The organism is uncultured Aliiroseovarius sp. (assembly GCF_947497285.1).
In the GTDB taxonomy this organism is placed as follows: Bacteria; Pseudomonadota; Alphaproteobacteria; order Rhodobacterales; family Rhodobacteraceae; genus Aliiroseovarius.
Window position 1 is genome coordinate 144,041 of the sequence record NZ_CANMFT010000002.1, and the last position, 14,070, is coordinate 158,110.

Sequence of the window (14,070 nt, forward strand, 5' to 3'; positions counted from 1 at the left end):
TGTGGCGCAACCGGCCATCGAATGAAGCTCGAAACGCGCTCTGCTGGTCTGACTGATCGGCAGGGCGTTGCTTTGCAGCTCGGTTAAATTTGCCAAACCAAGCCTTTCACTGTCATGATGAACGCCTAGCCCGTTTCCGTTCACATCTTGACCCGGAGGTTTCCATGTCTCTTACCCTATCACGTCGCGGCTTTCTTGCCGGCACGGCTGGGTTCATCGCCCTGCACCCTTATTCCTTGCGCGCGTCACCCAATCAGGCGCATCTGCGGATCATGGAAACCACGGACCTGCACGTGCATGTCTTCCCCTACGACTATTACGCGGACCGTGAAACCGACACGGTCGGGTTGGCGCGCACCGCGTCGCTAATCGGTGATATCCGTGCCGAGGCGACGAATTCGTTGCTATTGGACAATGGAGATTTCCTGCAGGGCAACCCGATGGGCGACTATATCGCCTATGAGCGGGGCATGAAGGAGGGCGACACCCATCCGGTGATCAACGCCATGAACACGCTGGGGTTTGATGCCTCGACCCTGGGCAATCACGAATTTAACTATGGGTTGGAGTTTTTGTCAAAGTCCCTTGCCGGCGCTGGGTTCCCGGTGGTGTGTGCAAATATTGCGAAGAAAATGGGCGCGACCCCGCGCGAAGATGAAACTCTGCTTCCCCCGTATGTGATCGTGGACCGCGAAATCACCAATGGGGGTGGAACAGTGCAACCTATTCGCATCGGTTTCATCGGTTTTGTGCCGCCGCAGGTCATGAATTGGGACCGGCGCCATCTGGAAGGCAATGTTATGGCGCGCGATATCATCGAGGCTGCGCGCGCCTATGTGCCGCAAATGCGCGAAGAGGGTGCGGATCTGATCATCGCCTTGTCCCATTCGGGCATCGGCGCGGCCGAGCACACAGATGGGATGGAAAACGCCTCCGTCCCGCTGGCCGCGGTCGAAGGCATCGACGCGATCCTGACCGGCCACTCGCACCTTGTGTTCCCGTCTTCGACCTATGCCGATCATGAGGGGGTGGATGTCGAGGCCGGAACGATCATGGGCATCCCCGGCACGATGGGCGGCTTTTGGGGGTCGCATATGGGGTTGATCGACCTGATGCTGGAACATGACGGCGGCGCATGGCGGGTGGTGTCGCATTCCAGCGAGGCACGACCGATCTACAAGCGCAACGAAGACCGCTCGATCACGCCCTTGGTGGAAAGCAGTGCTGCTGTGCTGGCATCGGTTCAAAAGGAACATGACGAGACTTTGGAATATGTCCGCCGTGCGGTCGGCAAGACCGATGCACCACTACATTCCTATTTTGCGCTGGTCGCCGATGACCCGTCCGTGCAAATCGTGTCGAATGCCCAGCGGTGGTATATCGAACAGATGATGAAGGGGACCGAACACGAAGGTCTTCCGATCCTGTCTGCGGCTGCGCCCTTCAAGGCTGGCGGACGCGGGGGGCCTGACTACTACACCGACGTGGCCGTCGGGGATGTGGCGATCAAGAATGTGTCCGATCTTTACCTGTATCCCAACACGGTGCGGGCGGTTCGGATCAACGGGGCAACAGTGCGCGAATGGCTGGAGCGTTCGGCGGTGATGTTCAACCAGATTGCGCCGGGATCACAGGACGCAATTTTGCTGAACCCCGAAATGCCGTCCTATAATTTCGACGTGATCGACGGTGTGACATACCAGATCGATCTGTCCCAGCCACCGCGCTATAACAAGGACGGCGAGGTGATCGCACCCGACGCACACCGCATCGTGAACCTTAGCTTCGATGGTCAACCCATTGAAGATGAACAGGAGTTCATTGTCGCCACCAACAACTACCGGGCCGGTGGCGGAGGCCATTTCCCAGGTGCGGGTGGCGATACGACGGTGTTCGAGGGCCCGGACACCAACCGCGATGTGATCGTGCGCTACATCGTTGAAAAGGGCACCATCAACCCGCGTGCCGATGCCAACTGGACCTTTGCACCACTGCCCGACACCAGCGTGTTGTTTGAAACGGGCCCTGCTGCATCGCCCCATGCCAGCAACGTTGATGGCGTAACCATCGAAGAGGCCGGAATGTCAGACACTGGGTTTGCACTGTTCCGCATTTCGCTGTGATCATGTGTCATATCACACCAAAAGGGCCACCTTCGCGGGTGGCCCTTTTGTTTTCAGCAAACACCATGAATGCCGGTTAATTCAGGTAGGGCATAGGGTCGACGGGTTCCGTGCCTTTGAAGACCAGAAATTGCACGGCGTTATACTGGTTCTTCGATGCAACCGCGATCTGTTGACCGCGTTTGATCTTTTGACCCTTCTTCACCTTGATGCCTTCGATGAAGCTATAGGCGCTTTGGGTGCCGTTGCCATGGTCGATGACCACGATCTCTTCCCCTTCGACATCTTTCGAGACAAGCCGGACCGTGCCGTTGGCGGCGGCTTTCACCGGGTCACCCGGTTTGGCCGAGACAAGGATATAGCCCGCCTTTTCAGCGTCAAACAGGCTGGTCACCTTGCCAGCGACGGGCAGTGACATGCGCGATGTGCTGGCTTGCGTTCTGGTGTCCGACAGCTTGGGCGAGGCCGGTGTTTCAACCTTTGCCGGCGTCGCGTCGACTTTTGGCAGCGGTTTTGTCGCAGATGGCGGTGTCGGGGTCGATGACCCAGAGCCCGGCTGGCTGATGCGGGTCTGCGCCGCAGGCGTGTCCACCTTGACCGGGATCAGCAGATGCTGCCCTTCGCGCACGTCCAGGCTTGACCCCAGGCCGTTCCAATCCGCAAGCGCGCGGACCGACACGCCGTATAGGCGGGCAATGGAATAAGCGGTTTCACCGCGTTTCACACGGTGGCGTGTGGGTTCTTCGCCAGATGCCACTTTGCCGGAAGCTGCAGCAGCAGGTTTGGTATCTGCGCGATCAATGGCGTCGCCCGCCAAAGTTGTGATGTCGATGCTATCTGAGGGCTGGATCACACCAGTTGCAGGTTCAGCGACACGGCGTGGCAGGGCCAGCACCTCTCCGTCGCGCAAGGAGGCGTCGATTGGCAGTCCGTTGTAACGGCCAAGTTCAGCGGGCGCCATCCCGATGCGGCCTGCAACCTGCGCCACGGTATCGCCACGCCGCGCCACGGCGACCTGATAGCCGGGATAAGAAATCACACCGCGCGCGTCGGCCTTGGGCCGGCTTGCCGTCTGAACACTTTGCGCGGCTTGCGTGGTCGAAAACCCGCCATCGGCAAACCGTCGCAGATCCATGTCGAAATTATTGTCGCAGGCCGTCAGCCCGGCCAAAAGCCCGATCAGGGCGGCAGAGCGCAGATGGCGCCCCCGCTTGGCGCGGGGCGCACGCAATTCGGTCGTGCAGTGGAGTGGCATTGCTCGTCTTCCTCAATCCATTGGCCTGTTTTCAGGCTCTGGTTGCGACCCTTTGCGGGCCTTGTCACTAGGGTGCGGGGTTTGGTCCCCGCAGGTCCGGTTCATCCGGCACGTATCTTGGTTCGGGTCCGCTATTCCTGCCCCAGCCCTTCTAAAAGGGGCACGAACCGCACCGGCAGAAGTTCCTCATACTGAAAACCATCTTCGTCGCGCGTGACCTTTATCAGGCTTTGCACGGTGTCGGACTGGCCCACCGGCACGATCATGATACCGCCAATAGCAAGCTGCGCCAAGAGGGGACCGGGAGGGTCCTCGGCAGCGGCGGTCACGATAATGCGGTCAAAGGGCGCTTGATCCGGCAAGCCGCGTGATCCATCGCCGGTGATCGCGGTGATGTTGTGCAGATCCATCGCTTCGAAAAGGTCGCGGGCTTCGCGCACCAGTCTTTGGTGTCGGTCGATGGTATAGACGCGCCGCGCCAGACGCGACAGGATGGCCGCCTGGTAGCCAGACCCGGTGCCCACTTCGAGCACCTTGTCACGCGGGGTGATTTTGGCGGCCTGGGTCATCAGACCGACAACCGAGGGCTGCGAAATGGTCTGCCCGCAGGCGATCGGCAGCGGCATATCTTCATAGGCGCGTTCGGCAAACAGGCCGCGCACGAAGGGGCCTCGGTCGATTTCTTCCATCGCAGACAGCACGCGCGGGTTCGTCACCCCCTTCGAGCGAAGGGCGAACAGAAACTGCATCTTGCGTTCCGCGTCGTTCGCGCTTGTTTCGTTCATGTGAACAGCGACCCCAGTGCTTCCAGTTGATCATGCGCGGTCAGATCGGCGCGCATCGGCGTCACGGAGACATAGCCATCAAGGTTGTGCGTCACATCCATGCCCGGCGCGGACCGGTTGGCCTGTGGGCCCCCCTTGATCCAGAGAAATTTGCGGCCTGACGGGCTGTTCTGGGCTTCGATTTTGAAGAAGGCATCATTGCGCCAGCCTTGCGGGGCAGCCTTGACGCCTTTCACCTGATCTGCCCCGACGGGGGGGAAGTTTACGTTATAAAACAGTCGGTAATCTGCCCCGTGTTCCCACGGCGCGTCGGCGAGCAAGCGGCGCACGATGTCGCCACCGCATGCAGCGGCAGCGTCAAAAATGTTATCCAACCCCATCGTGCCCTTGCCCATGTATTGCGACAGGGCAATGGCCGGAAGGCCCTGTAGGGCGGCTTCCATCGCGGCCCCGAGGGTGCCAGAGTAGAGCGCGTTTTCAGCCGAGTTGTTGCCTCGGTTCACGCCGGAAATCACCAGATCGGGACGGTCTGGCATCACGTCATAAATCGCGGCGATGACGCAATCGGCGGGGCTGCCTTCGGCGGCAAAGCGGCGCGGGGCGTGTTCGGCAATCATGAACGGATGGGTGTAGGAAATGCAGTGACCGACACCTGATTGTTCGAACGCAGGTGCGACGGTCCATATTTCAGCCTTTTCGCCTGCAAGCTCCAACGCGACCTCTTGCGCGATGGCTTCGGCCACCTTCAGGCCTGGCGCGTTGATCCCGTCGTCATTGGTGATGAGAATGCGCATGGTCTGGCCCTTCCGCCCTTGGCGAGTTGCGGTCTTGTTTTCTCAATAAGACAGCTTGGCGCGCGCGGCAAGCACAGCGCGCCGTTTGGCGAAAGGCTTGTCGGGCAAGATCGCCTAGGTCAGCTCGGCATCGGACAAAATGCGGCGTGCCTCGTCCTCGGCCGCGGCCAGTTTGCTGCGGTCTTCACCGGGAAAAAACCGCGTGCGCATGGTTGTGGCAAGCGGTTCGGGTTCGGCAATGACAATGCGTGGACCAAGCTTGGTGTTCTCAGCCGCCCAACTGCGCACCAGGGCCATCTGAGCAGCCTTCGTGGCCCCGTACCCGGCAAAGAATTTCTGCCCAGCGTGGTCGTCGGCAAAGAACAGGGCGGTGCTGTCATCGGTCATCAGGGCGTTGACCATGAAAATCAGGTTGCGCGTCGCTTCGACATTGGTGTTCAGCGCCTGTGTCCAACCCTTGTCGTCCAGATCCGGCGTGGGCATCAGCGCGGGTCCATAGATCGCCGTATGCGCCCAGACATCAATCGGGCCCCAACGATCATGGATCGAGCGGCACAGATGCGCCATCGCATCCTTGTTGGTGATGTCCATCGGGGCCAGCGTGGCCGCGCCGCCTGCGGCTTTGATCTTGTCGTCCAGTTCCTCGAGCGCGCCGGTGGTCCGGGCCACCGCCACGACGTGGTGGGTCTTGGACAGTTCCAGCGCCAATGCCGCACCAAGACCGCGCGAGGCACCAGTGACCAATGCAATTTTCTGTGTGTCTGTCATGACGGCGTCATTTCATCCATGTGTTTGTAGGGCAGGGCAAAGCTGGTCGCGGGTTAAGGCGTCACTCTGCCGCTTGAAGCTTGAACCCACTTTCGACCTTGTCAGAAGGCGTAACCGGATATTCACCGGAAAAACAGGCATCGCAGTATTGCGGGCAAGCCTTGTCGCGGCCCTTCGCCTCGCCAACTGCGCGATACAGGCCGTCCAGCGAAATGAATTTCAGGCTGTTGACATTGAGGTGCTGTCGCATCTCGTCTTCGGTCATCGTGGCTGCCAGCAGCTTTTCACGCTCGGGCGTATCCACCCCGTAAAAGCAGGGCCAAGCGGTGGGGGGGCTGGCGATGCGGAAATGAACCTCGGCGGCACCGGCATCCAGCATCATGTCCTTGATCTTGCGCGTCGTCGTGCCACGCACCACGCTGTCGTCGACCAACACCACCCGCTTTCCCTTGATCAGCGCGCGGTTCACGTTGAGCTTCAGGCGCACACCCATGTTGCGGATCTGCTCGGTCGGCTCGATAAAGGTGCGGCCCATATACTGATTGCGAATGATCCCCATCGCATAGGGGATGCCGCTTTCCTGACTGTAGCCGATGGCCGCTGGCGTGCCGCTGTCGGGGACGGGGCAGACGATGTCGGCCTCCACCGGATTTTCGCGGGCAAGTTCGACACCGATCTGGCGGCGGGTTTCATAGACGGACCGACCGTCATAGCTGCTATCGGGACGCGAGAAATAAACATGTTCGAAGATGCAAAACTTCGAGGGTTTCGGACGGAAGGGGAAACTGCTTTCAACGCCGCTCGCGCTGATCACGACCATTTCGCCCGGTGCAATTTCACGGATAAACTCGGCCCCGATGATATCAAGCGCGCAAGTCTCAGACGACAAAACCCAGCCATCGCCCAGTCGGCCCAGCACCAGTGGGCGCACGCCGTGCGGATCGCGCACACCAATCAGCTTGGTGCGGGTCATGGCGACCACCGAGAACGCACCTTCGACGCGTCGCAGGGCATCTTCCATCCGTTCGGGGATGCTGCGCTGAAGTGATCGCGCCATAAGGTGGATGATGCATTCGCTATCCGACGAGCTTTGAAAGATCGAGCCGCGCTCAATCAGCTCGCGGCGCAGGGCATTGGCATTGGTGATATTGCCGTTATGTGCAATCGCCGCGCCACCCATGGAAAACTCGCCAAAGAAGGGCTGCACATCGCGGATGACGGCCCCTTTGGACCCAGCGGTGGAATAGCGCACGTGACCGATGGCGATCGGTCCGGGCAGGGTCTCCATCAAGCTGGCTTTGGTGAAGTTGTCGCGCACATAGCCAAATCGCCGCGCAGAATTGAAGCCTTGTTCGGCGTCATGGCAGACGATACCGCCCGCCTCCTGTCCACGGTGTTGCAGCGCGTGCAGGCCAAGAGCCACAAAATTTGCGGCATCCACCATGCCAACGACGCCAAATACGCCGCATTCTTCTTTCAACTTATCATCGTCAAAAGGATGCGCAGGCGGCATGGAAGGCGTGTCGTTGGGCGAGGTGTCGGACATGGCAGCGAACTCCGATTCCGTGGCGTTGGCCCCGTCTTAATCGACAGTCCACGATCTGTCACGAAACTATCTGGCAACTGTGATGGTTTTCGGCAACGCTGCGTGGCTGGTTATGCGGCCAAACGCAAAAAAACGCGCCGGGTCAGGCGCGTTTTTCGTTCCGTCGCGGCAAGCCTGCGTTGGTTACTGTGCAGGTCCTGCGCAGGCGCCAACCAGCTCTTCGTATTTACCGACGATCCAGCCCGGCGCATCCTCGGGGATCTGTTCGTTGATCTTATCTTGCGCGCGCGCAAAGATCTTGGCGGTGCGGCTGTCATCAACCATCGGAATGGTGTCCGTGGTGACGATCCGATCATAAACGACCAACGCAATGGCGACCAACAAAAGCCCGCGCAGAACGCCGAAAACGAAACCAAGGCTTTGATCCAAACCGCCAAGTGCCGATCGTTGCACGGCAGAGGAAAAGAGCGGTGTGAAGATCGACACGATCACCAGCGCCAGTGCAAACACACCTGCGAAGGCTGCGATCATCGACAATTCGCAACTGTCGGCGATGAAGTCCTTCAGGACCGGGATTTCCTTGACCAGAGGCAGGGCGCGCGGCGCAAAGATATAGGCCAGAACGGCCGCCGCGATCCACCCGAGGATGGACATGCCTTCGCGCACGAACCCACGCGAATAGGCCAGAATGGCCGAAATCAGGATGACCGCCGCAACGATCCCGTCAATCAAGGTAAAGCCTTCCATGTCGTCTCACTTCGGTCCGGGAAATAGTCCGTAACCGTCCTTTATCGAGGGGCTAACCGGCCCCGAAAATCTCACCAACGAACCCGGTCAGGTCCGCCATCTTTTGTATCTTCAACCCGGAGCCCGAGCCGATCTTGCTGCGCGTGGGCGCGATTGCGGCGGTAAAACCAAGTTTTTGCGCTTCTTTCAACCGATTTTCGGTCTGTCCCACGGGGCGCAACGCCCCTGATAGACTGATTTCGCCAAAAACCACAGTCTCTTTCGGGATTGCGGCGTCCTCGCGCGCGGAAAGTAGCGCCGCCGCCACAGCAAGGTCGGCAGCCGGTTCGGAAATCTTCATGCCGCCTGCGACGTTAAGATAGACGTCAAGCCCGGCAAACGGGATGCCGCAACGCGCTTCCAGCACGGCCAAGATCATCGCCAGGCGCCCGCTGTCCCAGCCCAGAACCGACCGGCGCGGCTGGCTGAGGGAGGAGGGCGCGACAAGGGCCTGAAATTCGACCAGCACAGGGCGCGTGCCTTCGATACCGGCAAAAACAACCGAGCCGGGGGCGGGGTCTTCGCGGTCGGACAAGAACAGGGCCGAGGGGTTCAGAACTTCGGCCAAGCCTTTGCCTGTCATCTCGAACACGCCGATCTCATCAGCCGGGCCAAAGCGGTTCTTGACGGCGCGCAGGATGCGGAACTGGTGGCCGCGCTCGCCTTCGAAATACAGCACCGTGTCCACCATATGTTCGACCACGCGGGGGCCAGCGATTTGGCCGTCTTTGGTGACGTGTCCGACCAGAACGACCGAAATGCCGCGTTTTTTGGCGAAGGTTGTCAGCTCATGCGCAGCGGTGCGCACCTGGCTGACCGATCCCGGTGCACTGTCCACGTGGTCGGCCCACATGGTTTGAATGGAATCGATGATCGCCAGCGCCGGGCGTTCGGTGTCCAGCGTCGTCATGATGTCGCGCAGATTGGTCTCGGCGGCCAGGCGGACCGGGGCATCGGTCAGACCCAGACGCTGTGCGCGCATCCGCACTTGCGCTGACGCTTCCTCGCCCGAGACATAGATCGTGGGCAGGCCAGCGTGCGCAAACTTTGCGGCGGCTTGCAGAAGCAAGGTGGACTTGCCAATACCGGGGTCGCCGCCGACCAGAATGGCCGATCCGGGCACTAGACCGCCGCCCAGCACCCGGTCAAGCTCTGCCATACCGCATTCGGTGCGTGGGGGCGGGGCTTCTTCGGTGGACAGGTTTGTCAGAGTGATTGGAGATCCGCGCTTGCTACCCAAGGATTTTGAGGCAGGTCCGGCACTTAGCGGCACCTCTTCAACGATGGAATTCCATTCCCCACACGCCTCGCACCGCCCCGACCATTTGGACGAGGACGCGCCGCAGGCGTTGCAAGTGAAGGTTTTTTGAGCTTTTGCCATGGGGCTTTTTGCCTGACGGCGCAGGGGTGTGCAAGAGGTGTCAGGCCCGCTGACGTTTGGCCGCCGTGAAGCTGATCGCGATGGAGGCCAGAACGCAGGTGGTGAACAGATAAAGGCCCCAGCCGGTTTCAATCTTCGCCATGCCGACACCCTTCACGATCACGATGTAAAGCGCGATCAGGAAGATGTCTGCCATCGCCAATTTGCCCAAGACGTTGAAGATCGGCAGCATCTTGCGGCGCATCATGCCGAACTGGATCAGCGCGAGGCCAAGCACCTTCATGATGGGCGCAAAAACCGCGAAGAAGGTGACGAGCAGCGCAAGGATCACGTCTGTGTCCCATAGGGCTTGCAGGCCCGAGATCACGCTGACTTCCGTGAGGCCAAAGAGCGGCAGGTTCAGACCCGCGCGCATGAGCGGGGCGAACCATGCGATGGGGAAGGCGATGAGGAGGGCAAGGTTGAGGTATTTGAGCATGGGGAAGTGCCGTCCGCGTTGGTGAGTTTCAAAGAGCGACAGAGGGGTGCAAAGACACGCGGGGTGGCGCAATCGCGCCGCCCCATGGGGGCGGGTCGGCGCGGCCCGGCAGGCCTGCCGGGCGTCTTTCCCTACCGCACCGCTTCAATCGGCCCCTCGGCACTGCCCGAAATGAACTGCGTCAGGTAGGGATCGCCCGAGGCGTCCATATCCGCAACCGGTCCCGTCCACTGCACCTTTCCCCCGTGTATCATCGCGACCTTGTCGGCGATCACGCGCACGGATGACATGTCGTGGGTGATGGTCATGGCGGTGGCGCCCATTTCGACGACGATCTCGCGGATCAGGTCGTTGATGACGCCGGACATGATGGGGTCAAGGCCGGTGGTGGGTTCGTCAAAGAAGATAATCTCAGGCTCGGCGGCGATGGCGCGGGCAAGGCCGACGCGTTTTTGCATCCCGCCCGAAAGCTCAGCGGGGAACAGGTCGGCCACATCCGGGGTCAGGCCGACACGGCGCAGCTTTTCGACCGCGATCTCGCGTGCCTCGGGCCACGGGCGGGCCAATGATCCGCGCAGCAGGCGGAAGGCGACGTTTTGCCAGACGGGCAGGCTGTCAAACAGCGCGCCACCCTGAAACAGCATCCCGAAGCGGGCCAGAAACGCGTCGCGTTCGGCTTTCAGTGTGTCTTCGCCATCCAGCGTGATGGTGCCGCTGTCTTGTGTCATCAAGCCAAGAATACATTTCAGAAGCACCGATTTCCCGGTGCCTGAGCCGCCGATCACCACCATGCTTTCGCCACGCGGAATGGTCAGGTTGACACCTGCCAGAACTTGCTTGGGGCCGAACCCCTTATGGACGTTTGATAATTCAATCATGAGGTAAAGAAGAAGCTGGTGAGAAGGAAGTTGGCGGCAAGGATCAGGATGGCAGCGGCCTCGACCGAGGTTTTGGTGGCCCGGCCCACACCCTGTGCGCCGCGTCCGGAATTCATTCCGTGATAGCAGCCCATCACAGCGGCAATGAACCCGAAAACCGCGCCTTTCACAAGGGACGACACGATGTCAGCGGTTTCAAGGAAGTTCCACGTGTTGGTCAGATAAGCGCCGGGCGCGAAGCCCAACTGCTTGGTGCCCACGATATAGCCGCCCATGATGCCGATGATATCGCCGATGCCCACAAGGGCCGGCACGACAAGGATTGCGGCCAGCACACGGGGCGCAGTCAGGTATTTCATCGGGTGCGTGGACAGGGTGACAAGGGCGTCGATCTGCTCGGTCACTTTCATCGTCGCAATCTCGGCCGCAATGGAGGAGGTGACACGCGCGGCAATCATCAGGCCCACCAGCACTGGGCCAAGTTCACGCACCATGCCGATGGCAACGATCTGCGGCACCACGGCCTCGGCCGAGAACCGCTGGCCGCCCGAGTAGATTTGCAAGGCAAGCGCCGCGCCGGTGAAGATCGCGGTGAGGCCCACCACGGGCAGGCTGAAATAGCCAATATTCAAAAGCGCGTTCAGAAACTCGCGCGGATAATAGGGAGGGCGCACGATATGGCTAAGCGACTGGCCCGCGAAAATCGCGACGCGCCCCACCATGGCCAAAAAGCCCAGCGTGGCACGGCCAAGAGCCGCCAGAGGGTATGTGATCGGCTTCATCCGCGACCTCGCGCGTAATAGCGGGCATAACGCGCGCCAAGTTGTGTCAGGACTTCATAACCGATTGTGCCCGCCACGTCAGCCAGATCATCAACGCTTTGGTGGTCGCCCAGTATGGTCAGAGCCTTGGGTGTCTCGCTCAGGTGGGTGACATCGACGCAGATCAGGTCCATGGACACGCGGCCAAGGATTGGGCAGGGCGTGTCTTGATGAAACATGACCGCCTTGTTTGATACGTGCCGGGCGAGGCCGTCTGCGTAACCGCCGCTGACCGTGGCCACGCGGGTCGGGTGTTCGGCGATCCAGGTGTTAGAATACCCAACACTTTCGCCCGCAGCCACGTCGCGAATTTGCACCACAGGCAAGTCGAGCGAGACGACGGGCTGGGCCTTGTCGAAGGGCAAACCACCGTAAAGACCGATACCGGGTCGGGTCAGGTCGAAATGGTAGTCAGGCCCCATCAGAATGCCGCCGGTCGCCGCGAGGCTGCGGGGCGCGTCCACGTCGTCGGTCATTTCATGGAACGCATCAAGCTGTTGGCGGTTCATCAGGTGCGTGGGTTCATCCGCGCAAGCCAGGTGGCTCATGACAAGACGCGGACCCTGTGCCAGAACCAGTTCCCGCAAGGCGGCCCATTCTGCCGGTTCCAGGCCAAGGCGGTTCATTCCGGTATCAAGCTGCACACCGAACGGATGGCCCGGCAGGGCTTCAAAATGGCGCGTCAGCTGATCGACGGAATTCAGCATCGGCACGAGACCCAGATCGTGGATCATGTCGGTGTCGCCAGACATATGCCCGGCAAAAACGCTGATCTCTGGCCCTGGGCCAAGCGCTTCGCGCACCGCGGCGCCTTCTTCGGCCACCGCAACAAAGAACCGTCGCGCACCGGCTGCAGCAAGGGCACGTGCAACTTTTCCGACGCCCAGCCCATAGGCATCGGCTTTGACCACGGCGGCTGTTTGCACACCTTGGTCGCTTTTTGCATCGAGCGCCCGCCAATTGGCGGCCACGGCGTCAAGATCAATCGTTAGTCTACCCGTACTCATGAGGGGGTTTTTGACGTGCGTGTGGCTCAGGTCAAGGCAAAAAGCCTGTCGCAAGCAGTGCCACGCGGATTTCCCCGTCGCGTGTCGTTGAGGTCGCGCGTTGGCAGTCAGTCCACCAATGTCGTTTGGACCTTGCTTGACCCTTCCAATGTGCGGTGAACCGGGCAGCGGTCTGCGATCTCCAACAAGCGGGTCCGCTGTTTTTCATCCAATGTGCCATCAAGGTGAATGGCGCGGTGAAACCTGTCGATCCGGTCGCGCGTGCCTGTTTCTGCGTCCTGTGCATGCACTTTTTCGTGGCTGACATCGACCCAGACATGATCCAGCGCCCAGCCCTTGCGCCGTGCATACATACGAATGGTCATCGAGGTGCAAGCGGCAAGGCCGGCTGCCAAGAAACCATAGGGCGACATGCCCTTGTTGGTTCCGCCATAGGCCAAGGGTTCGTCTGCCAGTGTGTGATGGCTGGGGCCGGACTGAATGTCTTGCAAAAACCCGCGGGGGTCGGCCTCGGTCGCGCGCACGACCCCTTCGGGCGCGCCCGGCGGGGGGGCAGGGGCTGCAAGGCGCACATATCTTGCCGCCCATGCCGCGATCACTTCGGCCACGTATTCCGCGTCTTGCGGACGCGTGATCAGGTGATCTGCGTCATCCAGAGTCACAAAGCTTTTTGGATGCTTCGCTGCGGTGAAGATGCGCGCGGCATTGTCGATCGACACGATGGCGTCGCGGGGTGCATGAAGCACCAGCAGCGCCGGCCGAAACGAGGAGAGCGTTTCCTCCAGCTTGCTTGTGGTCACGTCGTCGAGAAAATCAACCCCGACCTGAAAGGGCCGCCCACCCACAGAGACTTGGGTCACGCCCTCTGACCGGATGCGGGGCACGGCGTCTTCGAAGGTCTTCACCACATGGGCCGGGTCTGCAGGGGCGCCGATCGTGACCACCGCTTTGGTCTTGGGCAGGTTGGCCGCAGCCATGATGACGGCAGCCCCACCCAGCGAATGCCCGATCAACAGGCTGGGCGACATGCCGCGATCGGACAGCGCCTTGGCCGCGTGTTCGATATCGCGGACGTTTGAGGTGAAATGGGTGTTCTCAAATTCGCCGCCCGAATGGCCCAGACCGGTGAAATCAAAGCGTAGAACGGCGATGCCAAGCCCGGCCAGACGGGCCGCGATCCGGCGGGCTGCAATGATGTCCTTGCCGCATGTGAAGCAATGCGCGAACAGCGCGGTGGCCAGATGTGGGCCATCCGGCAGATCCAGTCGCGCAGCCAACGAATGGCCGCCATGGCCGGTGAAGGTGAATTTTTCAGTGGTCATTGGGCCTCCAGACGATGTGAGTTGCACATTGGGTGTCTTGGCGCAGCCTCACAAGGTCGGCGGAGCGTTGCTCACGCACAGGTGATGGAATGTTCCCTTTTTCGAAGGAAGGCGTATCAAGAGCGC

Annotated in this window: 13 protein-coding genes; 1 reads left to right on the plus strand and 12 read right to left on the minus strand. The window is 60.6% G+C overall.

All coding sequences use genetic code 11. From position 1 onward, the window contains the following. The first annotated feature begins 164 nt into the window (after positions 1-164). On the plus strand, positions 165-2,123 hold the full coding sequence (locus tag Q0864_RS04165; RefSeq protein ID WP_298566438.1) for a bifunctional 2',3'-cyclic-nucleotide 2'-phosphodiesterase/3'-nucleotidase: 1,959 nt from the start codon (positions 165-167) through the stop codon (positions 2,121-2,123). Between the two features lie 76 nt (positions 2,124-2,199). Here Q0864_RS04165 and Q0864_RS04170 read toward each other — a convergent pair whose 3' ends face one another. From Q0864_RS04170 to Q0864_RS04225, 12 genes are all read right to left on the minus strand, one after another. After that, positions 2,200-3,378 carry a LysM peptidoglycan-binding domain-containing protein gene (locus tag Q0864_RS04170; protein WP_298566440.1) on the minus strand — a complete coding sequence of 393 codons (1,179 nt, stop codon included), beginning with the start codon at positions 3,376-3,378 and terminating at the stop codon, positions 2,200-2,202. Between the two features lie 131 nt (positions 3,379-3,509). Next, positions 3,510-4,163 carry a protein-L-isoaspartate(D-aspartate) O-methyltransferase gene (locus Q0864_RS04175; RefSeq protein ID WP_298566442.1) on the minus strand — a complete coding sequence of 218 codons (654 nt, stop codon included), beginning with the start codon at positions 4,161-4,163 and terminating at the stop codon, positions 3,510-3,512. Continuing rightward, positions 4,160-4,957, minus strand: a complete 798-nt coding sequence (gene surE, locus Q0864_RS04180) for a 5'/3'-nucleotidase SurE (RefSeq protein WP_298566444.1) — start codon at positions 4,955-4,957, stop codon at positions 4,160-4,162. Before surE ends, Q0864_RS04175 begins: the two co-directional genes overlap by 4 nt. Positions 4,958-5,071: 114 nt before the next feature. Beyond that, positions 5,072-5,725 (minus strand): SDR family oxidoreductase, encoded by a 654-nt coding sequence (locus tag Q0864_RS04185; protein WP_298566445.1) that lies wholly within the window; start codon positions 5,723-5,725, stop codon positions 5,072-5,074. Between the two features lie 61 nt (positions 5,726-5,786). Beyond that, positions 5,787-7,238: an amidophosphoribosyltransferase gene (purF, locus tag Q0864_RS04190; protein WP_298566787.1), complete on the minus strand. Its 1,452-nt coding sequence runs from the start codon at positions 7,236-7,238 to the stop codon at positions 5,787-5,789. A 216-nt stretch (positions 7,239-7,454) separates the two neighbouring features. After that, positions 7,455-8,018, minus strand: a complete 564-nt coding sequence (locus tag Q0864_RS04195) for a CvpA family protein (RefSeq protein WP_298566447.1) — start codon at positions 8,016-8,018, stop codon at positions 7,455-7,457. Between the two features lie 52 nt (positions 8,019-8,070). Next, positions 8,071-9,438: a DNA repair protein RadA gene (gene radA, locus Q0864_RS04200; protein WP_298566449.1), complete on the minus strand. Its 1,368-nt coding sequence runs from the start codon at positions 9,436-9,438 to the stop codon at positions 8,071-8,073. A 40-nt stretch (positions 9,439-9,478) separates the two neighbouring features. Beyond that, positions 9,479-9,916 carry a paraquat-inducible protein A gene (locus Q0864_RS04205; RefSeq protein WP_298566451.1) on the minus strand — a complete coding sequence of 146 codons (438 nt, stop codon included), beginning with the start codon at positions 9,914-9,916 and terminating at the stop codon, positions 9,479-9,481. A gap of 131 nt (positions 9,917-10,047) precedes the next feature. Beyond that, positions 10,048-10,794 (minus strand): ATP-binding cassette domain-containing protein, encoded by a 747-nt coding sequence (locus Q0864_RS04210; RefSeq protein WP_298566453.1) that lies wholly within the window; start codon positions 10,792-10,794, stop codon positions 10,048-10,050. After that, on the minus strand, positions 10,791-11,576 hold the full coding sequence (locus Q0864_RS04215) for an ABC transporter permease (RefSeq protein ID WP_298566455.1): 786 nt from the start codon (positions 11,574-11,576) through the stop codon (positions 10,791-10,793). Before Q0864_RS04215 ends, Q0864_RS04210 begins: the two co-directional genes overlap by 4 nt. Beyond that, the gene (gene alr / locus Q0864_RS04220; protein ID WP_298566457.1) at positions 11,573-12,622 is read right to left on the minus strand and encodes an alanine racemase; all 1,050 of its coding nucleotides are present in this window, start codon (positions 12,620-12,622) and stop codon (positions 11,573-11,575) included. Before alr ends, Q0864_RS04215 begins: the two co-directional genes overlap by 4 nt. Before the next feature lie 107 nt (positions 12,623-12,729). Next, positions 12,730-13,944, minus strand: a complete 1,215-nt coding sequence (locus tag Q0864_RS04225) for a bifunctional alpha/beta hydrolase/OsmC family protein (protein WP_298566459.1) — start codon at positions 13,942-13,944, stop codon at positions 12,730-12,732. Positions 13,945-14,070: the final 126 nt, after the last annotated feature.